This is a genomic window from Paenibacillus nanchangensis (assembly GCF_046543445.1).
In the GTDB taxonomy this organism is placed as follows: domain Bacteria; phylum Bacillota; class Bacilli; order Paenibacillales; family Paenibacillaceae; genus Paenibacillus_AQ; species Paenibacillus_AQ nanchangensis.
Window position 1 is genome coordinate 219655 of the sequence record NZ_JBHOFD010000003.1, and the last position, 22260, is coordinate 241914.

Sequence of the window (22260 nt, forward strand, 5' to 3'; positions counted from 1 at the left end):
GGCCTAAGAAGGTAAAGATACTGGAGGGAGGAGTTGCATTGGAGTTTAATTTTGCTCAGTATGCCAGGCTGATGGGGAGATTTGATTTAACTGTCACAGAAAAGCCGGCATGCGGATGGGTAAACAGCGCTGTTTTTGTTGCCTTTCGGGGCACAGCCATTTCTATGACCGCTGAAGATTCCAGCGGCGAGGATTATGTTGAAATCGTATTGGATGGCGTCGCCCGTAATTGGATAAATCTCAAGGAGGGGGTTCATGAGTACGTACTTGAGCAGGGACTGCCGGATGGTGAACACACTTTGGAAATCCACAAGCGGACGGGTATTTTGACCGGCCGGATTACATTTCATGGTTTTGCTGCGCCTGATGGCGGAAGCTTTCTTGCTCCGCCTGCATCCAAGTCCGTCCGGCTTGAATATTTTGGAGACTCGATTACGGATGGAGCGGGGATCGGGCATCCGCATGAGCTCGCTGAAGCCCCGCACCTGGATGACGGGTATATGTCCTATGTCGGAATCAGCGCCAGAATGCTGAATGCGGAATACCACACGATGGCCATTTGCGGAATTGGCGTATTGCAGGATGCGGTCGGGAACAGGAATGGATTGCCGGAGCATTTTTGCGGAACGCTCGGCAAAGGGACGGAACCATGGGATTTTTTACGATATATCCCTGGAGGCATTGTTATTAATTTGGGTCAAAACGATTATTCGACGCCAATTGATGATGAAGAGTACATTGCGGCTTATATAGATTTCATCCGGGTTATTTTGGATAAATATAACGACCCCTATGTTTTTTGCTGTGTCGGAACCATGAATAACAACTATCTTCCAAGTGTAAACAAGGTGGTTTCCTATTTTAATCAGAGGGGAAACGGGAAGGTGTATGCGGTTGATCTGGGGCTGATTCATCCAGAGGTGGAAGGTTGGGGCGGCCGGTATCATCCCGGCTACCAGACGCATTACCGAATGGGCTGGGAGCTTGCCGCTTTTATCTCCGCCAAGACGGGGTGGAAGTTACTAGAACGTCCGCTCAAAGCCACGGAATGTGTGTTTTAAAACCGCACCGGCAGGGACATTATGATTTCCCTGTGCAGTGCTGGGCATCTTGGGTCAATGTTCTGAAGTGAATGAGCCGCCGGATACCGGAGGGCGCATACGGCGAGACGAAGAAAAGGCTGCTCAATGAATGAGAGGCTGCTCAATGAATGAGCAGCCTTCTGTTTGTTTGGATGGTCTGCCCCCCCCTTTACCTGTCTTCCGGCAAGACCAATCGGTCAGCGGCTCCCGGCTGCCAACCGGTTTGCTGCGCCCAGAGATGAGCTTTTTATCCAGCACTGAAGGCAGCGCGACATCACGAGAAGGACGGCCTTAATTACCGGGCAGAAACTTCAGAGACAACCCTAAATAAAAATTAATTATGACGTCTATTAGTTAATTAAATGTTTCAAATCATCATATATGACGTATTAATTATTGCATTATGGTTTTATATTGCGTATTATATAACCATTACAGGGGAAGGTTTTCCAATTAAGACGCAGGATTGGAGGGGGAGACGCACTTTTCCACACGGGTCTACTGTAAGAAGCGGAGGGAATAGCGATCGAACTGACATCGCGACAGCTGCAAATTATTGAAATTGTGAAAAAAAACGCGCCCATCACAGGCGATCTGATTGCCGAAGCGCTGCATGTGAGCAAACCTACGATCCGCTCGGATTTGTCGCTGCTGGTGATGCTGGAGCACATCGACGCCAAGCCGAAGGTCGGCTACTTCCCGGGCCGGAGAACTACGGAGGAACGGGGCGCTTTCAATCGTCTGCATGAAACCAAGGTCAAGGAGATTCAGAGCGTGCCGATCGTCGTCCGGGAGACGATGAGCATTCAGGATGCGGTGGTGACCCTGTTTCTCCAGGACGTCGGCACCTTGATCATTTGCGACGGGGAAGGCCGGTTGGCAGGCGTAGCCTCACGGAAGGATTTTCTGAAGGTGACGCTGGGCAACCCGGGAGCGGCTTCGATGCCGGTCAGCCTGGTCATGACGCGCCAGCCCAAGGTGGTTACCGCCGCGCCGGAAGATACGGTGCTTGAGGCCGCACACAAAATGATTTTTCACGAGGTGGACAGTTTGCCGGTGGTCGTCCCTTGCGAAGGGCGGGAAGCCGGTGCAAATGTGGATGTTGTTGGACGCCTGACGAAGACTTCCATCATCAAACTTCTCCTCGATATCGAAGCCAGACATTAGCGGGAGGAATCGGATAGCATGGAGAAACCTGCACACTGCATCACGATCTGCTCCGACTCGCTTGGCGATACGGCGGAAGCCGTCGTCCAGGCGGTCATCCACCAATTTGAGAACCAGCGGGTGCGGATCAAACGTTACGGTAACGTAAGACATGAAGACGAGCTGCGGAAGCTGATGGAGGAAGCGGCGGCGGACCAAGGTTTTGTCGCTTATACGCTGGTTCAGCCCGAGCTGCGGGAAGCGATCCGTGAAGAGGCGGTGCGGCTTGACCTGAGGATTGTGGACATTATGGGTCCCATGATGCAGGCGTTCATCGACACCTTTGACGATGCGCCTCAGCAGCGTCCCGGGCTGCTGCATCAAATGGACGACAAGTATTACCGCCGGATTGAGGCGATCGAATTTACGGTGGCCGCCGACGACGGCAAAGATCCTGCCGCTATGGCTCAGGCCGACATCGTGCTGATGGGAATGTCCCGGACGTCGAAGACGCCGCTCAGCATTTTTTTGGCGCACCGGGGGATGAAAGTGGTGAATGTACCGGTTGTGCCGGAAATCGCGCCGCCCGATCAGCTGCTTGCCCTGCCGCATCAGCGTTTGATTGGCTTGTCCATGGATCCGGATTCCATGCATAAGGTCCGGTCGGAGCGTCTGAAGGCGCTTGGACTGCCGACGGATTCGCATTATGCCAGCCCCGGGCGCATCGCTGAGGAGACGGAGTATGCGGCAGCGTTGTTCGCCAAACTTGGCTGCCCGGTGATTGACATCACCGACAAGGCGATCGAGGAGACGGCGGGTATCATTATGGGGTATGTCTAAGATCAACAAGGAGTTAGGAGTTAGGAGTTGTGCCGGAGAGACCGGCGAAGGAAGCTCAAACCACAGACTGGAGGGAATCAAAATGGAACGCGAATTGGCTCTGGAAATTATTCGGGTGACGGAACTTGGCGCACTCGCATCGGCACGGTGGATCGGACGGGGAGACAAGCATGCCGCGGATCATGCGGCTACCTGCGCCATCCGTTCCATGTTCGATTCCGTCTCGATTGACGGCACGGTGGTGATTGGCGAAGGGGAGATGGACGAAGCCCCGATGCTCTACATTGGTGAAAAAGTAGGCAACCGCAAGGGACCGCGTGTCGACATTGCCGTCGATCCGCTGGAAGGAACCGAGACGGTCGCCTGCGGGCTGCACAACGCGCAATCCGTTATCGCGGTCGCGGAAGAAGGGAGCCTTCTCCATGCGCCGGACATCTACATGGAGAAGCTCGCGGCAGGACCGTCCCTGGCGGGCAAGCTCAGCCTGGACGATCCCGCCGAGGTCACGCTCCGCAAGGCGGCGCGGTACAGCGGGAAAGCCCTGTCCGATCTTACGGTCGCTATTCTCGACCGTAAGCGGCATGAAGGGCTGATCCAGGTGCTGCGTGAGGCCGGGGTCCGCATCAAGCTGCTCAGCCACGGCGATGTTGCCGGTGCAATCGCCGCAGCGCTGCCGGACAGCGACACCGACCTGTACATGGGCTCGGGCGGCGCGCCGGAAGGCGTGCTTGCCGCGGCCGCGCTGCGCTGCCTTGGCGGCGAAATTCAGGGCCGGCTGATGCCCCAGGGGCCGTTTGAAATGCAGCGCTGCCTCGGCATGGGGCTCAGCGATCCCCGCAAAGTGCTGACCATGGAGGATATGGTTGGCAGCGGTGACGTGATTTTTGCCGCCACCGGGGTAACCTCCGGGGATTTCCTCAGCGGCGTCCGTTTTATCGACAGTGAGCGGGCGGAGACGCATTCCGTCATCATGCGCGCGAAAAGCCGCACTATCCGCTATATCCGCAGCATTCATTACCTGCCCGGTAAGGATCTGGGACAACCGCTGGCCGAACGTCCAAACGCCGTCTCCATGTAATTTTGCTTGATCTGTTATTTAAGGTTTTCTTCCAACTACTGCTAACGCCGCCTCCCGGATGGGAAGCGGCGTCTTTTTTTGTAAGGCTGGTTTATGACGGTTTGTGGCTATTCAAGACGGTAATAAGGAAGCGTGATCGTAGGGACAAAACCAAGCTTGCGGGCAAGCGCATACGAACCGGCATTGCCCTCGCGGCAGGACCATACCGGCTCCAGCCCCCGCTCCAGGCAGTAGTCGATCAGCGCGGCGCATACGGCGTACGCGTATCCCCGACCCCGGCAGGAGGGAAGGGTCTCGATGCCGATTTCCAGCCTGCCGTCCTCGGCGAATGCGGAAAATGCAGCTGCGGCAAGTACCCCTTCCTCGAACAGGCAGAAGCCGGCGCCGTGTTCCAAAAACTCTGTTTCGCTGCGCCAGAATACTTCCGGTACTACGCTGCCCGGCATCCGGCCGAACAGGCCTCTGCCGAAGGGGACGGCTTGCGGCGCTGCAAGCCGGTGCTGCGCTCCCCGTCCTTGCTCATAACGGTCTCTGTCAAACCTGAAATTCACCCGGACCTGTTCGGCTGTTGGTGCCGGCCGATCCGGCCCTGCGTCCGGTTCAGCGTTCGCTCCGGCGCTCCGTTTTCCGCCAGTCTCCGCGCCCGGTTCACCGTCAGCCCCTGCATTCCGTTCACCGCTGAGCCATGTACCGGATTCTCCGCCAGACTCCGGATTCCATTCCCCGCCGGCTCCGGTTAGGGCCGCCTGCCGCCTCATCGCCGCAAGCCGTTTATTCCAAACCTCCGGGTAAGCCTGCAGCCATTCGGGCTTCCGCCTTGCCCCTTCCGCATTGGTAATATACACATACAACTGCCGTTCAAAATCGGGATCGCCCGTCTCTCCGTAAAGCAGCGCCATGCCGGAAGAGTGGAGAACGTAAAACGCGGTTGGGTGAACAAGCTGATTGGCGTACACTTCACCGTCCATATGGCCTCTCAGCACCGCCTGGGCAAACAAAGTGTTGATGGGAAGCTCCAGCAGGGCGGTTAAAGCCCTGTCATAGGCTTCCGCGGGGAGTCTATACATCCGTCTTCCTTCTCTCTGGGTTAGTGCTTCGACAAATCAAACGTAAACTTCTGCTCTTTACCTCCGCTTAAGCTGTAGGCTGTGAAGGTGAGAATATTGCCTTTCCGTCCTTGATAACGCAAACCGTCACCCGGGAACATGGCATCGTTCGTCTCAATTTCCTGCTGCCTTTCTTTCGGGAAAAAAGTCTTATACAGCTCGATCCGTTCTCCCGTTTTGCGAAGAACCAGCGTCAAAAATCCGTTATTTCCCCGGCGGATCAGGGCAAAATCTTGGTCGAATCCCTCCACGTTATAGGTTGCATCCCCTACGGTAACAGAAGGCAGATCCGGGTTCGGCTGCGGCCCGATCAGCTTCGCGAGGTCAATCGTTTCCGTTACTTTGCCGGTGCCGTCCTCGACGATCCGGAGCTGTTTGCCGTCGCCCAGCAGGAATTTGCCGTTCCATTTGACGGCAGGCTCTCCAAAAGTGGCCCGGAAGCCGACATCCGATTTACGGATCACCGAACCGTTTTTCAACAATAACGTAACCCATTGGTTGTTAATATGCGGTTCGCCATAGTTGTTGCGGATTTTCATCAGGAGCAGTCCGCCGGGCGTGCGTTCGAATTCAAAATCCACCACGTCAAGCTGGGTGCCGAGATTGGCAAGCGTGCGTTTTTTGCCGCCGGGAGAAAGGACCGCCAGTTCCCCGGTATCTTTCGAGACGCCGTATTTCACGCCGTTAAATGTTTCGGTATAACTCCGGAACAGCTGCAGGCCGTTTGCCAAAAGCACCTTTTTCTCCGGATTCCACCGGACCGTTCCGCCGCCCATTGCGCTTACCAGGAACTGAGCCGGTATATACAGCTGTTTGTTGTACATAAACGGCGTTCCGCCCATGTTGACCTGCCGGCCGTCAACCGTGCCAGTCCGGCTGCCGATGCGGACGGTGATGCTTTTATCCCAGCCGCTGAACTGGGCGCGTTTGCCGCTTTTGTCCCAGGTCAGCTCCAGGCCGGCTGTCAATGCTACCGAAGCAGAAAAGTAGGAGACCCCGTTTTTGATCAAAGCGGCATCGCTAGAGCCCATGGAAAGCGTCCCGCCGTTCTTGTAAGTCAGCTGCGCATAAGCGGCATCTGCCGCGTAAGATACCTCCGGTACCACGGTGGAGGCCAATAAGGAAGCAGCGAGCGCGGGAAGTAGAAGCCATTTTTTATTCATGGATAATTCCGCCTTTCTGTTCTGAGTGGTTTAATGGTTTGGACGGAAACTGCTGGAAAAAGTTGCGGGTTGATGACTTGTTTTTGTACATGAAGCGGGTACCCGGTGAAATTTTTGCGGCGATGCCTTACACTGAAAACAACCGGATTTAGGAAATGGGGCCGTGATGAAATGGAGACGCCGGACGTGAACCATATCGCTCAAATGATCGAACAGATTGAAAAACAGCTGCTGAGCGGTCTTTCTCTCGTCAGCGACCGTCCGGACGAACCGGTCCGGGTCAGCGTACTGCCCGAGCCCTGGAGGCTGCTGGGCACAGGCAATTACGCAGGGGTGTTCGCGCATCCGGAGCATCCGCATTTTGCGGTCAAAGTGTACGCGCCGGGCAGACCGGGGATCGAAGAGGAAGTTGAGGTGTACCGCAGGCTAGGTCTGCATCCGGCTTATTCGGCCTGTTACGGGAGAGGGAACGGGTTTCTGCTGCTCAAAAGGTTGAAAGGGATCACGCTGTATAACTGCCTGATCCGGGGCATCCCTATTCCCGAACAGGCGGTCCGGGATATTGATGCGGCGCTGGATTATGCCCGCTCACGCGGTCTCCGCCCTCACGATATTCACGCCAAAAACGTCATGGTTCAGGACGGCCGGGGGCTTATCGTAGATGTGTCGGATTTTCTGAAAACAGAGGACTGCCGCATGTGGGAAGATTTTAAGCGGGCTTATTACCGGCTGTATCGTCCCATAGCTTCGCGCTGGATGTTCCCGGTTCCCGATATGGTGATGGAAGCTGTGCGCAAGGGGTACAGGCTGTGGAGAAGCCGGAACTCCTCAAACTGAAGGGCCGGCTTAAGCAGCTGATGAGTCCCCAGCGTATTTCTGCCATGCTGAACTCCTCCATAATATGGTATAGCCCATATGGCACAGCCCGGGAGGGCCTTGTGATTAAAGCCTGATCTCAGCCCTGAACAGCGTTACTTGGTCGCCTGGATACAAAGCCATCCTTTAGCGGCTTGCTCATGAAAGGTCACCGTATGAAACCCGGTGCGGACCAGAAGGCTGCGCATGTCTTCTTTGGTTTTGTAAGAGGTCATGTGGTAGTTGATTTTATAAAGTTCGGCAACAAGGGTAAAACAACCCTTTTCTTTTAAAATACGAAACACCTCTTTTACCGCACCCTCCATATCGTCCCAGAAGTAATGCGTCTGAAAGGCTGTAATGAGATCAAAACGGCGGTCCTCAAACGGGGTGTCCGATACAAACGCCTGAAAAACACGGACTCTGCCGGCTTCCGCCGCTTTTTGATTCGCCTGCAGTGAGTCCTTGACCGCCTGTTCCGATGAATCGACGCCGTAAAGGATGGCGTTCGGGTTTAACTCGGATAAAGTATGTAGGGTTTTGCCTCCGCCGCAGCCGATGTCCAGGATGGCCGGGTTTCCGGCCAGGTCCAGCCGTTCAAACGCCCACGCATTCATCCCCGCATGCGCCTTGTTCATAATCCTTAGCATGATCGATCCAATCCTGCCGTTAGGATTTTTGGCCTGCTCAATCAGCCTGTTCAGTAATTTCAATTTATAAGACCTCCCGAAATCTTAATGGATTCTATGGCCAACACGGAACGGGCAGTACTAAGCGTTGTACGTTTCCAATTGAAGGGTGGTTTCGATCATGCCCATGGTCGGCGAGGTAAACCGTCCAATAGTTGAGCAAGACCAGTCCAAGGTTTTGTTATCCTCTTGTTAATCCTTTGTTAATTTTGTATTCGTTTAACTAAATACCAATTATTTAACAGTTAATTGCAACTGGGCTGACGATCCGCTGACATCCAGCTTATACACTGGCAAAGGGTTATCCAACGGGATAATGACCGATGTTTGGAACCGGAGAAGGGGGCCTTAAGCTTCATGAGTGAAGTGGATAATCGGATCAGCCTGCCGGCGGGCGGGCGGACAGCAGCCTGTACCACCGGGCGGACGAAGCCGCTGAAATGGCTGAAGTGGCGGGAAAATGCGCTGGCTTACACCTTCCTGTCGCCGTCATTGCTGCTGTTTGGCGTTTTTTTGTTCTACCCGCTGCTGCGGTCGGTGTATTTGAGCCTGCACAGCACGGACCCGGCGGGGAGGATTGCCGCTTATGTCGGATTCGAGAATTTTAGTGCTTTGTTCCGTTCCGGACTATTTCTGGACGGCATGAAAGTTACGGCGTGGTTCGCTGTGCTTACGGTTCCGGCCGGCATTCTGGCTGCGCTAGTGCTGGCTGCGCTCACGCAGCAGCTGCTGCGGGGCAGGCGGCTGTTCCAGTTTGTTTTTTCGCTTCCGGTTGTTCTTTCCGTCGGTTCGGCGGCGGTGATCTGGAAGTTTCTGTTCCATCCGACCTTGGGCATGCTGAACTACTGGCTGGAGCTGGCCGGACTTGCCCCCGTACCTTGGCTGATCAGCCCGGATTATGCCATGCTGTCGGTTGCGATGATGACGGTCTGGTTGAATCTTGGCTTCAACTTTATTTTATTATCCAGCGGAATGCAGGGTATTCCGCAGGAGATTTACGAAAGCGCCACAATTGACGGCGCAGGTCCGGTGCGGACGTTCCGATCCATTACGCTCCCGCTGCTGTCGCCAACTTTGTTTTTTCTTACCGTGGTGTCGGTTATCGGCGCATTTCAGTCGTTCGGCCAAATCAACATTTTGACTTCAGGCGGCCCGGTGAACAGCACCAATGTGTTTGTATACTCCATCTACCAAGAGGCCTTTGTTAACTTCCGGTTCGGAACAGGCAGCGCCCAGGCGCTGATGCTGTTTCTGGTGATCATGCTGCTGACGCTGCTTCAGTTCAAATGGATGGAGAGGAAGGTGCATTACCAGTGAGTTTTTCGAAAAGCGGACAAGTCCTCCTTGCACTTCTGCTTGCCGGCTGCGGCCTGCTGGTTTTGTATCCTGTCGTGTACAGCTTTTTCATGTCCGTGATGAGTCCGGCCGAGGCCAGTGCTTACCCGCCGTTGCTTGTTCCCCGTTCGCTGCGGCTGGACAACTTTGCGGAGGTATTCGGCATCGTTCCGATCGCTACGTTTATCGGCAACACCTTTCTGATCTCCGGAGCAGTGATGCTGGGCCAGCTGGTCACTGCCAGTATGGCAGGATACGCGTTTGCGTCCATGAATTTTAAGGGGAAAAGTCTCCTGTTCAGCTTGTTCGTCGCGACGATGATGGTACCGTGGGAGGTAACGATGATCCCGAATTATTTGACGATCCGCAGTCTGGATTGGCTGGACAGCTATCAGGGACTGATCGTGCCGTTTTTGGCGACGGCGTTCGGTACGTTTTTGCTCCGTCAGTTCTTTTTACAGCTGCCCAAGGAGCTGTTTGAAGCTGCCAAAATGGATGGATGCGGGCATGTCCGGTATTTTCTGGGCCATGTACTCCCGCTGTCCAGACCTGCACTTGGAACACTGGCCGTCTATTCGTTTTTGAATATGTACAATGCTTACCTGTGGCCGCTGCTGGTCACAAGCAGCAAGCCGATGCGAACGGTCCAGATTGGCATCTCCATGCTGGAGTTCCAAGAGGCGGCTTCATGGAATCTTGTCTTCGCCGGCATAACGCTTGTGCTGCTGCCTTCTCTGCTGCTGTTGGTCTTTGGACTGAAGCAGCTGGTACGGGGAATGGCAGCCGGCGCCTTAAAAGGTTGAACCCGTCAAAGGAAGTCAGCTGCCCGCCGGATTCGCCCGGACATGGCCGGAGCTTTCCGCAGCCAAGGCAGATGATGATAAAAATGGTTTGTAGGCATGTCCACCCAAATCTGGAGTTCAAAAGGAGAGAGTCTGTACGATGAACAGGTTTCGCTTCAAACCCGGCATGATGCTCATGATGGTTCTTTTGCTGCTGGCGCTGTCCGCTTGCGGAAACGGAAACAGCGGAAACAATGGAAACAATGCGAACACCGGAAGCGGAAACAGCACGAATAACGGGGCCGGCAATGCCGGTGATAACGGCGCCTCCGGCAACAACGGCGCTGCCGGCGGTACGGCGGCGGATAGCGGTTCGGTCAGTGCTGCGGGAGCACCGGTAAAAATCACCTGGTGGCATTCCATGTCCGGCGCGGGCGAGAAGGCGATTAATGAAATCGTCACCGACTACAATGCCAGCCAATCCGCGATCCAGGTCGAGGCGGTATACCAGGGGAAATATGATGAGAGCTTAAACAAGCTGAAGGCATCGCTTGGCTCCAAAACCGGACCGGATTTGATTCAGGTGTACGAGATCGGCAGCAAATTTATGATCGATTCCCAAATGATCACGCCGGTCCAGCAATTTATTGATGCGGACGGATTTGATCTTTCAGCCCTCGAGCCTAATATTACACGTTACTATACGATTGACGGGAAGCTGAACGCCATGCCGTTCAACACCTCCAATCCAATTCTCTATTACAACAAAGACGCATTCAAAGCTGCGGGACTGGATCCCGAGAATCCTCCAAAAACGTTTGAAGAGTTTGAAGCGGCCGCCAAAGCCCTCACCAAAGACGGCAAACCCGGTGCGGTCATTGCCATATATGGCTGGTTCATGGAGCAGCTGTTCGCTAATCAAAATGCCGACTATGTGAACAACGGAAATGGACGGGACGGCAGTGCGACGGAATCCCTGCTGGCTTCCGAAGCCGGCGTGCGGACGCTGGAATGGTGGAAAAAGATGGTGGATGAAGGGATTGTAGCCAATCTCGGGCGTGATACCAGCGATACGGACAGCGCGTTTGCCGCAGGACAGGTAGCGATGACGCTGAACTCCACGGCCGCGCTTCGCGGCATGGTTGATTCCGTGGGCGGAAAGTTTGAAGTGGGAACAGGCTTTTTGCCAAAACCGGCCGATGCCGCTGATGGTGGTGTAGTGGTAGGTGGGGCGAGCCTTTACATTATGAACAACAAACCGGAGGAACAGCAAAATGCCGCCTGGGAGTTCATCAAATACGTGGCTTCCCCTGAGGTGCAGGCCAAATGGAGCGTGAATACGGGGTATTTCCCTATTACGACAGCCGCTTACGGCCAACAGGTGTTGAAGGACAACATGGCCCAATATCCGCAGTTTCAGACCGCGGTTGACCAGCTTCACGCTTCAAGCGCTTCGGCGGCTACTTCTGGAGCGGTGATGGGGGTCTTCCCGGAAGCCCGTCAGCTCGTTGAAACCGCAATAGAAGAGGCACTGAACGGGCAAAAGGAGCCAAAGCAGGCGCTGGAAGACGCGGCGAAGCAGATTACCGAAAAAATCGGCCAGTATAACGCCACCGTCAAAAAATAAGGAGCATGTAAACCGGACCGCAGCTGTTCGTTTCGACGAACGGGCTGCGGTTTTGTGCGGTCATAAATGTCCTGCCTTCTCCCCAAAACGCATATTCCTTCTACAGCCGTAAAGGAGGTTGCGGCCGGGACGAAGGAATGTGCGTTCTATCTATCTCTGCTAACCTGGAACTAAGCTTAACTGAAACGGGAGAAGCCTGTTGGCAGCGAATGCCGGTCCGGTTGAGACGGTGTAAGCGGCTGACAGCTCCTATGGTTCAGCAAAAGCGTCCTTTTTCGTTGTTTGAATTTTGGGCAGATGTTTAATGGTTTAAGCAGGCCTATCTAACGATGAAGGAGGAACTAAAGCGAATGTTCAAACGTATGGATGAAATCGCTATTGAAATCCCCGAAGTCGAAAAGCCGGATGCAAATGCCGCTGCTGCCATTCAGGAGCTGCTGGGCGGAAAGTTCGGCGAAATGTCCACGCTGAATAACTACTTGTTCCAATCGTTTAATTTCCGGGACAAAAAGAAACTGAAGCCGTTTTACGACCTGGTCACAAGCATCACCGCCGAAGAACTGGGCCATGTGGAGCTGGTCGCCCATGCGATCAATAAATGCCTGCAAGGCTCGACAACACTGAAGCAGCCCGACGACACTCCGCTTGGATCGGTGAAGGATGCCCGGTTATCGTATCATTTTCTGGCGGGAGCTCAAGGAGCGCTTCCTTTCGATTCCATGGGCAACCCCTGGAACGGGACTTATGTATTCAACAGCGGCAATCTGGTGGAGGACCTGCTGCATAACTTCTTTTTGGAGTGCGGAGCCCGTACCCATAAAATGAAAGTCTACGAAATGACTGATCATCCTGCCGCGCGGGAAGTGGTCGGATTTTTGCTTGTGCGCGGAGGCGTGCATGTTGTCGCTTATGCCAAAGCGCTGGAAATGGCGACTGGAGTAGACGTGACAAAGCTTGTCCCGGTGCCGTCGCTGAGCAATAAGGCATTTAATGAATCACGTAAATATGAAGAAAAAAGTGTGCACACCAAGCTCTACACCTGGAGCGACAACGATTATAACGAAATCGCCCAAATCTGGAAGGGCACGCATCCCGAGGATGGACTGCCGCTTGAGGTGATCCAGGGTGCACCCAAAGGCGTACCCGTGCCGGATGCGCCGCCGCTGGAGGAGGAATTTGCACCAGGGATTTTTGCGGAGGATTTTGCGGAAATTGCCAAGCGGCTGAAGATGGCCGGTAACATTAAAGACTAAGAACATACTCACCGGCCGGTTTCTGCGTGAACCGGCCGGTTTTTGTATGCAGGCGGGCTACAGGTCCGCTGCAAAAACTATGTAAATCACCTCAGGTCCGACTCCAGCTTATGGAGAAATTTCGCATGCGCCGGTTTTTGAATATAAGGACGAATGGATGAGCTGGCCCGGGCCGATACTCCAAATAGGCGTAATTAGAGCGCTGGCTGGCCGCAGCCGCCCGTTAAAACCGCAAACGGGAAGAAACGAAATGGTCCAGACGTATGGTAAAATGACCGCAGAATGACCGTTATGAACAATGACAAGGAGATGGAACACATGACGCTTCGTATGAACCCTTATTTGGTATTGAACGGTAACGCCAGAGAAGCCATTCAGTTTTATGTAGAGGCGCTCGGAGCCGAGATTGTCGGGATCCAGTCTTTTGGCGATATGCCTGCCAATCCTGATTTTCCGTTGCCGGAAGCAGCCAAGGACCGTGTAGCTCACGGATTGATCCGGGTGGGAGAAGCGGAGATCATGTTCTCGGACACGTTTCCAGGCCAGACCGTACAGCAGGGCGGAAACGTGACGGTCTGTATTATGACCGATGATCCGGCGCGGTCGAGAACGCTGTTCGACGCACTGCAGCAGGGCGGACAGGTTAAAATGCCGCTTCAGGAGACGTTCTGGAGTCCGGCATACGGAACGTTGACAGACAAATACGGCGTCACCTTCCATATTTCCACGGAAGCGGCCCAATAACCGGCGGAATACCAGTAGCCTGTTTAACTCTGCCGCCCGAAATCGTGGTAACCTGGCAATCGTGGTAGCCCAGCAAACCCGGCAAACCCGGCAAACCCGGCAAACCCGGCAAACCCGGTAAGCCGGTAAAGCTGGTAAAGCCGGTAAACCCGGCAAACCCGGCAAGCCCGGCAAGCCCGGCAAGCCCGGGAGACTGCGTACAACCGAAAGACTGCGTACAACCGAAAGACCGTCAGGCAAATTGCCTGACGGTTTTTTTGCCATGCGTTATAATAATGGAAAAGAAATACAACCGGTTGCAGCTGGTTAACGGGAGGATAAGATGAAGGATGGAATAAAAGCGGCATACGAGCAGCTGGCTGACGCCTACGAACATGATATTGATACCGCGGGTCCTTACAACAGCGAATACGAACGGCCAGCGATGATGGGAGTGCTGCCAGCGGATTTGTCGGGAACCCGTTTTTTGGATGCGGGCTGCGCCGCGGGATGGTATGCCCAGCAGCTCGCCGGGCGCGGAGCGGAGGTCACCGCAATCGACTTGAGCCCCGCGATGGTGGAGGCCGCACGGAGGCGGACCGGAGGCAAGGTGCGTGTGCTCTGTCATGACTTGGAGGAACCGCTGCCTTTTGCCGACCGTTCGTTCGACGCGGTGCTCAGCTCGCTGACCTTACACTACTTGCAGAACTGGGGGCCAGTGCTGGCTGAATTCCGGCGTGTGCTTGTCCCCGGCGGCATGCTGCTGTGCTCGGTCCACCACCCGTTTATGGATTTGAAGCTGTCGGAGAGCGGAGATTACTTCCTTAGAGAGCTGCTGACCGAAACCTGGAATAAACAGGGCCGCGAGGTGGACGTCTCCTTTTATCGGCGGCCGCTTCAGGAGATTGTCAACAGTGTAAGCCCTCATTTTGCATTAGAACAAATGATTGAGCCTCAGCCGACCCCAGCCTTTAAACAGATACATCCGGAAGGATACGAACGGTTGATGAAAAACCCGCATTTTCTGATCCTTAAAGCGGTAAGCCGGTTTACGGACGGCGGTTAGCGAAACCTGCACCGGCGATCTTTATCTTTATTATGCGAAAAAGGGAGCCAACTACGTGCAGGATACGAGCCGGATTATAACGTAGCAAGCCCGCCCGGGGGACAGCCAATGATGGCCGTCAATTCCTGGGCGGGCTTGCTGTATATAGAACAACAGGTTACCGAAATGGCCCGGGTTTCCTGTTATTGTTTAAGCAATATCGGCCGACAGTACGCTTCGGTAAGCGTACAGCGATTCGTCAATGATAGCTTCCATGAAGACCGGATCGACATCCGGCAGCAGCCGGCGCGCATAACGCCAGGCATTTTCTTCGATACGCAAAGCAATCTGGGCGCGGCGCAGCGGAGGAAGCTCTTTGTCCAGCAGTCTGGCAAGCGAGCCGAGCTCACGGTCTTCGGCGTGACCGATTTCGTGGGCGCAAACCACGGCCGCATATTCCTCAAGCCGCTCCAAGGTGCCAAATAGATGCGCACACTGCTGTGAAATCGTATCGCTATAGACGTACACGGTGTGGGAAGCCATATGATACCGTCCGCCGATCAGACGGCCCCCAAGATAGCTGGGTTCAAGTATAATGCGGGCACGGCTTCCGGAGCGCTGCTTAAGCTCCTCAATCACCGGCTGGAATATAAACTCTTTCAGGGAACTCACCTCTGCTTCCTATACGAACTTTAGGACGGATAAGTTGCTGCCTTTTAGTCTGTTCATAAAAAATCCACAAAATCGGGGAGGGCCGCCGAACTGCCGGACAGTCATTTTGGTAAACGGATATGCCCGAACAACTGAACAGTCGAACAACTGAACAGTTGAATAGTTGAACCGCTGAATATCCGAACCGCAGAATAGGAAAACCTCATTATAAACCTGTCCAGGGAAGTCTTGCGCCATACCCGTTTATCGGCATTTGCTTCATTATATTTGAGAACCATGGAGAACATACTAGGACAGTGGGTGCAGCCCCGGCAGCAGGATTTCCGCTGCGACAAGCCCAAGGGAGACTGAGCGGAACCGGCTGTGTAAGCCGCCGGCTTAGACGTAACCCGCGAAAGCCGAAGAGGAAATCAGTAGGGGAAGCCGTGAGCGAGCACTCCAGTAAGAATGCGTATTTCGGAAGGAGGCCAACTGCTCATGAGTCCAATTGAACCTGACAAAAATTTGATCAATACGGTAAAAGACCTGGAGACGACTCCAGTCAACAGCCTGGAAGCACAGCAGCTTCAGCAGGCCCGCAACGACCGGCGCAAGCAGTCGCTTCATGACAAAAATGGCAAGTACAGTGAAGCGGAGAACAACTCTTACCGTTGATACCGGTATGGCTCCAGCCCAGCGCTCCGGCGGCAGGACCGCCGGGGATGTTGGGTTACGAGGACGATCGCACAAGCAATTAACCAGAGACGCATGTCTGTAGGGGATGTTTATACTAGCTCTTTTTCGCCAGCACTTTTTCGTAAACTCATTAGGATGTGTACGCAAACGGTAATTTAAGGGAGTAACTAGTGAAATATGAGCTATGAGACGAAGATACGAGATAACAGCGAAGTCACCTGTCTATTGTCAGATCGACCTACGAATCCTCTCCTGCGACAACCCGCAGCGGATTACCACAGAACGCGATACGGAGGTCTTTAGAACGCGATACGAAGGTCTTTGCGGACCCAGCGGCCGTTATTTCTGAAATTCTTGGGCTTTGGTATGCCTTGGCGGACTCCAGTTCCGTTATTCGTACCGAAAACATACAAACTATGTCTTCTCCGTGTAAATAGGTGCTTCTGAGTCCGGAAATTTGCCAAAACAGGGGATAATCAGCAAATAAGATCCCGTGTGTCCGTAAACTTGTACCCCTACTCTCTCTGGCAGCTGCAAAAGGCGGGAATCTGGGATGAAATCCTGAAGCACGTTACCATTAAGCCGGACTTTGGTTACCTTTGAGTCCCACTTTGAGCAGATGATGATGGATACAACCATAGTCCGAGTCCATCTGCATGGAGCTGGCGCAAAAGGGGCAAAGCAAGCGACCGACCGGGCTATCAAAAGACAGCGAGCATGTTCAAGGTTTTTTGGTGTTGATTTTCGATGGGGTTATGGCTGAAGTATGTTTGCGTACAGGCTCTAGTATCAGTTATCCGCAGTTATCCGCCAGCTCCCTGCCAGCTCCCCCCCAGTTCCTCCCCAGTTCCTCCCCAGTTCCCCCCCAGTTCCCCCCCAGTTCCCCCCTCCCCCGCCACTGCATTGCAAAACCTTTCTGGTACTTAGTACCCCCAGTCCCCAATTTCACCGGATAATTCACCTTCGCAGCTTTTGATTGGATGTTCTTTCCTTATCCCTTGCTTCCGCCTCACCCGGTACATTCGAGATGTCGAATAGAGGATATAACCAGTGGCGAAAAGTGAAGGACTTTGGACCTGAAGCGTACAGCCAGGCTTTAATCTTTCGGCCCCATTGCCATTTTTTTTACCTCAAGAGTATGATCTTAGGTGATTAAATCAGCAGCAATCCACGGACGAAAGGTGAGGAAAACAAGCGTTATGAAGACGAACAAATGGTCAATATCCCGTATCATCCTGCCTGTTCTGCTTATAGGAAGTATGCTACTGGCGCCCGCAGCTATGGCTTCAACCGCTGCATACGAGGCGGATAAGGCACAAATCGACAAAGAATTTAACATCGTCAAGCTGGTAAGCCTGGCGGACCGCGACCGGTACAAACAGCAGGTCGAAGCGGACATCAAATATTTGAGCGACCTGCTCAAACAAGATTACCTGAAGCTGGAGAAAAAACACCCTAGAGATCTGGGTGACGGCTTGGCCCGCACGGGTTATGAGGATTCCATCAGAGCCGGAAATATTATGGGAAGCATGGGTACTTATCAAAGCTCCTTCAAAAGTGGATTGGAGATCTACAATAAGGCGGTTGGCGAAGGAAGCGGTTATGACAAAGGTGCGCTGTCCATGTACGAAGAGAAGATCGATCCCGAAGGCGGGTATTTCATGGATTCCGCCCTTGCCGATTATACCAATGCCGTAAAAAAGGGAGAGGACAACGAACAGATCCGCCAGGAGGTGCTTACGGAGATCAAAACCGAGCGGGAAAAACGGTATAAAGAAATTTTGGACCGCCGGAACCGTACGGTGAAAGATATAACTGAAATGCGGGATAAAACGGTCGAGCAAATCATGAAACACCGGAAAAACGTATATGGCGAAGCGCCGATTAAAATCAAACCGCTTGTCATCGCCTTTGATCCGGTAAAAGTGATCGTGAACGGCGAACTGCTCAAATTCACCCAGCCGCCGGTGATCGTGAACGGAACGATTTTGGTACAAATGCGCACCATATTCGAGAAAATGGGAGCTAAAGTAACGACATCCGCCGATGGTTCCATCAAGGTGAGCAAGGCTGGGACAGAAATAGTCCTGCGGCTCAATTCCGGCGAAGCGCTGGTCAATGGAACGGCTCAACAGCTTGAGACACCAGCGCGAAAAGTCGGCGGCTCGGCAATGGTTCCGTTGAAATTCTGTGTCCAAGCGCTTGGGGAGGAACTGGTCTGGGATGAACTGACACAGACTGCTGTCATTGAGACAGGCGGGAAGAAATAGGGAAGAGCGAGTCAATCCGTAAGAAATAGAGCGCCCCTTGGCATAATAGGGAAGAACGAGCAATCCGTAAGAAATGCAGCGCCGCTTGGCATGGTAGACTATTTCTGTGAAGCGGCAAGCAGGCATCCAGGCAAAACCGGCATGAATCAGCCGCACGCTAATCTAACCCAAGAGGTGATTTCTTTGGCATTTCGTGCAAAACAAACGTTCATTAATTTGCCTGTGAAAGATCTGAAGGCTTCGGTTGCGTTTTTTTCGGCGATCGGATTTGAGTTTGACCCCAATTATACAGATGAAAATGCAACATCCATGATCATCGGCGAAAATCAATATGCGATGCTCCTAGTAGAGCCGTTTTTCCAGTCTTTTATTAAGAAGGAACTGGCTGATGCTTCCCGGACAGCTGAAGTGATTGTTGCCATTGCCGTGGACAGCCGGGAAGAAGTGGACGAAACTGTTACCAAGGCGCTCGAAGCCGGCGCGCAGACAACGATGGATCCGGCGGATCACGGCTTTATGTACAGCCGGAGCTTCCAGGACATTGACGGACATCTGTGGGAAGTGTTCCATATGGACCCGACAGCCGTGCCTCAGGACCAGCAAGGAGCGGCAACCGGGCAATGATCGTACCTGGGCAATGATCCTACCCGTGTAATGACCATACCTGGGCAATGATCGTACTCGTGTAAAGATCCTACCCGTGAAATGATCGTACCCATGCAATGACCGTACCCGTGCTATAACCGTAACCTTCCCAATAAAAGGGTAATACCAGGTAGTAACTAGACAATACAAGACCATTAACTTGACAATAACAAGGCAAATATAACCGCCGTCATTTCTGACAGAAGGACTTTTCCCCGGCCCGCCGCATCCCCGTCTCTACCGGGGGCGGCGGGCTTCCCGCGTTTCCAGGCCACCCACTTGCCGTTCAGCGGCTGGTCACCTTCCGTTCACCTGCCGCCAACCTTCCGTTCACCTGCCGCCAACCTGCTGTTCACCTACTGATCACCTGCCGCCAACCTGCCGTTCACCTGCTGGTCACCACCCGTTCCTTTTATGCAGCCTGAGAGCGAGGTAAATTGTCATTGGCATCCGTCTTGTGTTCCCGTATACTTAGTCGGTGTTTATCATCCGGTACGATAGGGAACAGATTAGACAAAGGGGTAGTAAATTCATGAAAGAACAGCAATCTTCGATTACCGTCCTCCAGGCGCTTGCCATCGTGGTGGGGATGATTATCGGATCGGGTATTTTTCTGAAACCGGGCATCGTCCTGGTGAACGTCGGGTCTCCAGCGCTGGCCGTGCTGGCCTGGGCGGCGGGAGGCGTTATTACGCTTGCCTCCGCGCTTACCGTAGCTGAAATTGCCGCCGCGATTCCAAAATCGGGCGGCTTATATACCTATCTTGGAGAGCTGTACGGCGACACGGTGGGATATCTGCTTGGCTGGGTCCAAGCCGTTATTTCCTATCCGGCTTCCGTGGCGGCGCTGGCCATCGCTTTTTCGACATATTCGGGGTATTTTATACCGCTTGAAAGCTGGCAGCAGAAGCTGCTCGCCATCGCGATCCTGGGCTTTATTCTGCTGATGAACGTGATTTCCACCCGGTATGGCGGCTGGATTCAGACGCTTGCGACAGCCGGCAAGCTGATTCCGGTCGCCGGTATTATTGTGTTCGGGCTGGTGTCCGGCAGCGCGCCGGGGTTCGGCGGAATCGGAACTGCTGCAGCAGGCGCGGGGTTTGGCGCCGCGATCCTTGGCACCCTGTGGGCGTACGACGGCTGGATCGGCGTAACTAACATGGCCGGCGAAATTCCGAATCCAGCCAAGACGCTGCCGAAGGTGATTTTTATCGGCGTCCTGTTTGTCATGATCGTGTATGTGCTGTTTAATGTAGCCATCTTTCAGACGCTGTCGTTTGAGCAGATCGCAGCTTCGGCTACACCCGGCGCGGACGCGGCGGAGGCGCTTTTAGGCAGCGGCGGGGGGGCTTTTATCACGGCAGGCATCATGATTTCAGTGCTGGGAGCGCTAAACGGGTACCTGATGACGGCAGCCCGGGTTCCCCAGGCCATGGGCGAGCGGAAACAGCTGCCGTTCTCCTCCGTCCTTGCCCGCATCCACCCGAAATTTGGAACGCCGGCAAACGCGCTCCTGTTTCAGGCGGTGCTGGCGGTACTGTACATTTTTTCGGGCACGTTTGATACGCTGACGGATCTGCTTGTGTTTGTGCTGTGGATCTTTTTCACCATGGGGGTGTTCGGAGTATTTATTATCCGGCGCACCGGTTATTCGCACGGTACAGGCTATAAAGTCCCGCTGTATCCGTTCACTCCGATAGTAGGCCTGGTGGGCGGGCTTTATATCCTTGTAAGCACGGTCATTGGCGACCCTGTCCGTTCCATGATTGGAATTGCCATTACGCTGGCGGGCCTGCCGGTGTATTATTTAGTGAAGCGCAAGGGCCGGTAAACGGAAAGATGCTAGGATTAGCAGCAAGTGTTAGATTTTAATAGGATTTCATTAGGATTCCAATAGGATTTCAGTAGGGTTTAAATGGGATTTCAATTGGATTCCAATAGGATTCCAATAGGATTCCGATAAACGTATAAATGCGTAGTTTCGGTGAAAAGCGGGGGTTTTTCCTATGAGACACCCCGCTTTTTGGCATCTTCGACTGGTCTGCCAGCACCTCGGCAAATGTTGTAAGCCGCAAAAAGCGTTGGAACCCCCCGCCCGTGGGTAAATCGTAAGTAACACACCGCTCCCGGTAAGGCGACGCGGATTCGACAACGAAGGGGTGGACGGTATGAAATGGCAGGGACGAAGAGGCAGCTCCAATGTGGAAGACCGGCGGGGCAGGGGCGGCAAAGCCGTAGTCGGCGGCGGAATCGGCGGGATTATTTTGGTGCTCCTTGTGACGCTCCTGGGCGGCGGCAGCGCAGGAGATGTGCTGGGCGGTCTGCTCTCGGGGACTGGAACCGATACGGGAGCGCCTTATCAGCAATCGGCTGAAGAGCAGGAGCTGGCGGAGTTTGTCTCCGTTGTGCTTGCGGATACGGAGGATGTCTGGGCCGAGCAGTTCCGCGAACGGGGGATGACTTATAAAAATCCTACACTGGTGCTGTACTCCGGATCCGTCCAATCCGCATGCGGGACGGCGGGATCGGCAGTTGGGCCGTTTTATTGCCCCGGCGACCAGAAGCTGTATATCGACCTCAGTTTTTATGATGAACTCAGACAGCGGTTTGAAGCGCCCGGCGATTTCGCAATGGCTTATGTCGTAGCGCATGAGGTCGGCCATCACGTGCAGACGCTGCTCGGCACGACTGAGCAATTGGATAAGTACCGGCGCAGCGTAAGCCAAACGGAATACAACCGCTACCAGGTGCGGTTTGAATTGCAGGCCGACTATTTGGCGGGTGTCTGGGCGCATCATGTCCAGGGAGAAGGCTACCTGGAGGAAGGCGACTTGGACGAAGCACTGACGGCGGCGAGCGCAGTCGGCGACGATGCAATCCAGCGAAAATCGCAGGGTTACGTCGTGCCGGACAGCTTTACCCACGGCAGCTCGGAGCAGCGCAAACGCTGGTTTTACCGGGGGTTTGAGAGCGGAACCATTGAGGGCGGCGACACCTTCAGCGTAAGCGATTTGTAAAGCATTTGCCGGACAAAAGCCAATCTGCTCCGGCGGGACCTTTTCCCGGCAGGGGCGAATATGGTAGGCTAAAGCATATCAGAAAGCTCCGGTTAACCCGCAGCGGGGGAGCCGGGGCTCTGTTTGGGTTCACTTGCGCGAACCGCTTCCGCGTACGGGGCGGCCGAATGGCTCCGTGCCCTACAGCGAGCGGCGGATGCGCAGTCCCGACAGCAACCGACCGAAGGAGGATTTGCCCGTAACGTACGCGGAAAGGA

Annotated in this window: 20 protein-coding genes; 16 read left to right on the forward strand and 4 right to left on the reverse strand. The window is 54.1% G+C overall.

Annotated features, from left to right (window positions below):
* Window positions 1-38 precede the first annotated feature (38 nt).
* The 4 genes from ACE6ED_RS03530 to glpX all read left to right on the forward strand — a co-directional run bounded on the left by ACE6ED_RS03530 (window position 39) and on the right by glpX (window position 4146).
* Window positions 39-1061 carry an SGNH/GDSL hydrolase family protein gene (locus ACE6ED_RS03530; RefSeq protein ID WP_410825576.1) on the forward strand — a complete coding sequence of 341 codons (1023 nt, stop codon included), beginning with the start codon at window positions 39-41 and terminating at the stop codon, window positions 1059-1061.
* A gap of 567 nt (window positions 1062-1628) precedes the next feature.
* A complete protein-coding gene (locus ACE6ED_RS03535; protein ID WP_410825620.1) occupies window positions 1629-2249 on the forward strand; it encodes a helix-turn-helix transcriptional regulator in 621 nt (206 codons plus the stop codon).
* Window positions 2250-2267: 18 nt separating this feature from the next.
* The gene (locus tag ACE6ED_RS03540; protein ID WP_410825577.1) at window positions 2268-3068 is read left to right on the forward strand and encodes a pyruvate, water dikinase regulatory protein; all 801 of its coding nucleotides are present in this window, start codon (window positions 2268-2270) and stop codon (window positions 3066-3068) included.
* Between the two features lie 82 nt (window positions 3069-3150).
* Complete coding sequence (gene glpX, locus ACE6ED_RS03545) at window positions 3151-4146, forward strand: class II fructose-bisphosphatase (RefSeq protein WP_410825578.1); 996 nt, start codon at window positions 3151-3153, stop codon at window positions 4144-4146.
* Window positions 4147-4253: 107 nt separating this feature from the next.
* Here glpX and ACE6ED_RS03550 read toward each other — a convergent pair whose 3' ends face one another.
* Window positions 4254-5213, reverse strand: a complete 960-nt coding sequence (locus ACE6ED_RS03550; protein ID WP_410825579.1) for a GNAT family N-acetyltransferase — start codon at window positions 5211-5213, stop codon at window positions 4254-4256.
* A 20-nt stretch (window positions 5214-5233) separates the two neighbouring features.
* The gene (locus tag ACE6ED_RS03555) at window positions 5234-6415 is read right to left on the reverse strand and encodes a copper amine oxidase N-terminal domain-containing protein (protein ID WP_410825580.1); all 1182 of its coding nucleotides are present in this window, start codon (window positions 6413-6415) and stop codon (window positions 5234-5236) included.
* Window positions 6416-6586: 171 nt separating this feature from the next.
* On the opposite strand from ACE6ED_RS03555, the gene ACE6ED_RS03560 reads away from it, so the two are divergent.
* Complete coding sequence (locus tag ACE6ED_RS03560) at window positions 6587-7252, forward strand: serine/threonine-protein kinase (RefSeq protein ID WP_410825581.1); 666 nt, start codon at window positions 6587-6589, stop codon at window positions 7250-7252.
* A gap of 134 nt (window positions 7253-7386) precedes the next feature.
* On the opposite strand, the gene ACE6ED_RS03565 is transcribed toward ACE6ED_RS03560, so the two are convergent.
* Complete coding sequence (locus ACE6ED_RS03565; RefSeq protein WP_410825582.1) at window positions 7387-7983, reverse strand: class I SAM-dependent methyltransferase; 597 nt, start codon at window positions 7981-7983, stop codon at window positions 7387-7389.
* Window positions 7984-8316: 333 nt separating this feature from the next.
* Here ACE6ED_RS03565 and ACE6ED_RS03570 point away from each other — a divergent pair, with 333 nt between their 5' ends.
* The 6 genes from ACE6ED_RS03570 to ACE6ED_RS03595 all read left to right on the forward strand — a co-directional run bounded on the left by ACE6ED_RS03570 (window position 8317) and on the right by ACE6ED_RS03595 (window position 14745).
* The gene (locus ACE6ED_RS03570) at window positions 8317-9276 is read left to right on the forward strand and encodes a carbohydrate ABC transporter permease (protein WP_410825583.1); all 960 of its coding nucleotides are present in this window, start codon (window positions 8317-8319) and stop codon (window positions 9274-9276) included.
* A complete protein-coding gene (locus tag ACE6ED_RS03575) occupies window positions 9246-10097 on the forward strand; it encodes a carbohydrate ABC transporter permease (RefSeq protein WP_410825584.1) in 852 nt (283 codons plus the stop codon). The genes ACE6ED_RS03570 and ACE6ED_RS03575 overlap by 31 nt, the downstream gene beginning before the upstream one ends.
* A gap of 139 nt (window positions 10098-10236) precedes the next feature.
* Entirely contained in the window at window positions 10237-11703 is a 1467-nt protein-coding gene (locus tag ACE6ED_RS03580; RefSeq protein ID WP_410825585.1) for an ABC transporter substrate-binding protein, read from the forward strand.
* A 350-nt stretch (window positions 11704-12053) separates the two neighbouring features.
* Window positions 12054-12956 carry a manganese catalase family protein gene (locus tag ACE6ED_RS03585; protein ID WP_410825586.1) on the forward strand — a complete coding sequence of 301 codons (903 nt, stop codon included), beginning with the start codon at window positions 12054-12056 and terminating at the stop codon, window positions 12954-12956.
* A gap of 318 nt (window positions 12957-13274) precedes the next feature.
* On the forward strand, window positions 13275-13700 hold the full coding sequence (locus tag ACE6ED_RS03590; protein WP_410825587.1) for a VOC family protein: 426 nt from the start codon (window positions 13275-13277) through the stop codon (window positions 13698-13700).
* 322 nt (window positions 13701-14022) lie between these two features.
* The gene (locus ACE6ED_RS03595) at window positions 14023-14745 is read left to right on the forward strand and encodes a class I SAM-dependent methyltransferase (protein ID WP_410825588.1); all 723 of its coding nucleotides are present in this window, start codon (window positions 14023-14025) and stop codon (window positions 14743-14745) included.
* A 189-nt stretch (window positions 14746-14934) separates the two neighbouring features.
* Here ACE6ED_RS03595 and ACE6ED_RS03600 read toward each other — a convergent pair whose 3' ends face one another.
* Window positions 14935-15396: a hypothetical protein gene (locus tag ACE6ED_RS03600; protein ID WP_410825589.1), complete on the reverse strand. Its 462-nt coding sequence runs from the start codon at window positions 15394-15396 to the stop codon at window positions 14935-14937.
* A 477-nt stretch (window positions 15397-15873) separates the two neighbouring features.
* Here ACE6ED_RS03600 and ACE6ED_RS03605 point away from each other — a divergent pair, with 477 nt between their 5' ends.
* The 5 genes from ACE6ED_RS03605 (at window position 15874) to ypfJ (ending at window position 22003) form a co-directional block, all read left to right on the forward strand.
* The gene (locus ACE6ED_RS03605) at window positions 15874-16050 is read left to right on the forward strand and encodes a hypothetical protein (protein WP_410825590.1); all 177 of its coding nucleotides are present in this window, start codon (window positions 15874-15876) and stop codon (window positions 16048-16050) included.
* Between the two features lie 1220 nt (window positions 16051-17270).
* Window positions 17271-18341 carry a copper amine oxidase N-terminal domain-containing protein gene (locus ACE6ED_RS03610; RefSeq protein ID WP_410825591.1) on the forward strand — a complete coding sequence of 357 codons (1071 nt, stop codon included), beginning with the start codon at window positions 17271-17273 and terminating at the stop codon, window positions 18339-18341.
* A 183-nt stretch (window positions 18342-18524) separates the two neighbouring features.
* Window positions 18525-18965 (forward strand): VOC family protein, encoded by a 441-nt coding sequence (locus ACE6ED_RS03615; protein ID WP_410825592.1) that lies wholly within the window; start codon window positions 18525-18527, stop codon window positions 18963-18965.
* 553 nt (window positions 18966-19518) lie between these two features.
* Window positions 19519-20817: an amino acid permease gene (locus ACE6ED_RS03620; RefSeq protein WP_410825593.1), complete on the forward strand. Its 1299-nt coding sequence runs from the start codon at window positions 19519-19521 to the stop codon at window positions 20815-20817.
* Between the two features lie 337 nt (window positions 20818-21154).
* Window positions 21155-22003, forward strand: coding sequence for a KPN_02809 family neutral zinc metallopeptidase (gene ypfJ, locus ACE6ED_RS03625; RefSeq protein WP_410825594.1), 849 nt, complete (start codon window positions 21155-21157; stop codon window positions 22001-22003).
* The last annotated feature ends 257 nt before the right edge of the window (window positions 22004-22260 follow it).

Bases quoted from the DNA above. Each gene is read 5' to 3' on its own strand.
- ACE6ED_RS03540 (WP_410825577.1), top strand. From the start codon at position 2,268: ATGGAGAAACCTGCACACTGCATCACGATCTGCTCCGACTCGCTTGGC.
- glpX (WP_410825578.1), top strand. From the start codon at position 3,151: ATGGAACGCGAATTGGCTCTGGAAATTATTCGGGTGACGGAACTTGGC.
- ACE6ED_RS03550 (WP_410825579.1), bottom strand. From the start codon at position 5,213: ATGTATAGACTCCCCGCGGAAGCCTATGACAGGGCTTTAACCGCCCTG.
- ACE6ED_RS03555 (WP_410825580.1), bottom strand. From the start codon at position 6,415: ATGAATAAAAAATGGCTTCTACTTCCCGCGCTCGCTGCTTCCTTATTG.
- ACE6ED_RS03560 (WP_410825581.1), top strand. From the start codon at position 6,587: ATGGAGACGCCGGACGTGAACCATATCGCTCAAATGATCGAACAGATT.
- ACE6ED_RS03570 (WP_410825583.1), top strand. From the start codon at position 8,317: ATGAGTGAAGTGGATAATCGGATCAGCCTGCCGGCGGGCGGGCGGACA.
- ACE6ED_RS03575 (WP_410825584.1), top strand. From the start codon at position 9,246: ATGGATGGAGAGGAAGGTGCATTACCAGTGAGTTTTTCGAAAAGCGGA.
- ACE6ED_RS03580 (WP_410825585.1), top strand. From the start codon at position 10,237: ATGAACAGGTTTCGCTTCAAACCCGGCATGATGCTCATGATGGTTCTT.
- ACE6ED_RS03585 (WP_410825586.1), top strand. From the start codon at position 12,054: ATGTTCAAACGTATGGATGAAATCGCTATTGAAATCCCCGAAGTCGAA.
- ACE6ED_RS03590 (WP_410825587.1), top strand. From the start codon at position 13,275: ATGACGCTTCGTATGAACCCTTATTTGGTATTGAACGGTAACGCCAGA.
- ACE6ED_RS03595 (WP_410825588.1), top strand. From the start codon at position 14,023: ATGAAGGATGGAATAAAAGCGGCATACGAGCAGCTGGCTGACGCCTAC.
- ACE6ED_RS03605 (WP_410825590.1), top strand. From the start codon at position 15,874: ATGAGTCCAATTGAACCTGACAAAAATTTGATCAATACGGTAAAAGAC.
- ACE6ED_RS03610 (WP_410825591.1), top strand. From the start codon at position 17,271: ATGAAGACGAACAAATGGTCAATATCCCGTATCATCCTGCCTGTTCTG.
- ACE6ED_RS03620 (WP_410825593.1), top strand. From the start codon at position 19,519: ATGAAAGAACAGCAATCTTCGATTACCGTCCTCCAGGCGCTTGCCATC.
- ypfJ (WP_410825594.1), top strand. From the start codon at position 21,155: ATGAAATGGCAGGGACGAAGAGGCAGCTCCAATGTGGAAGACCGGCGG.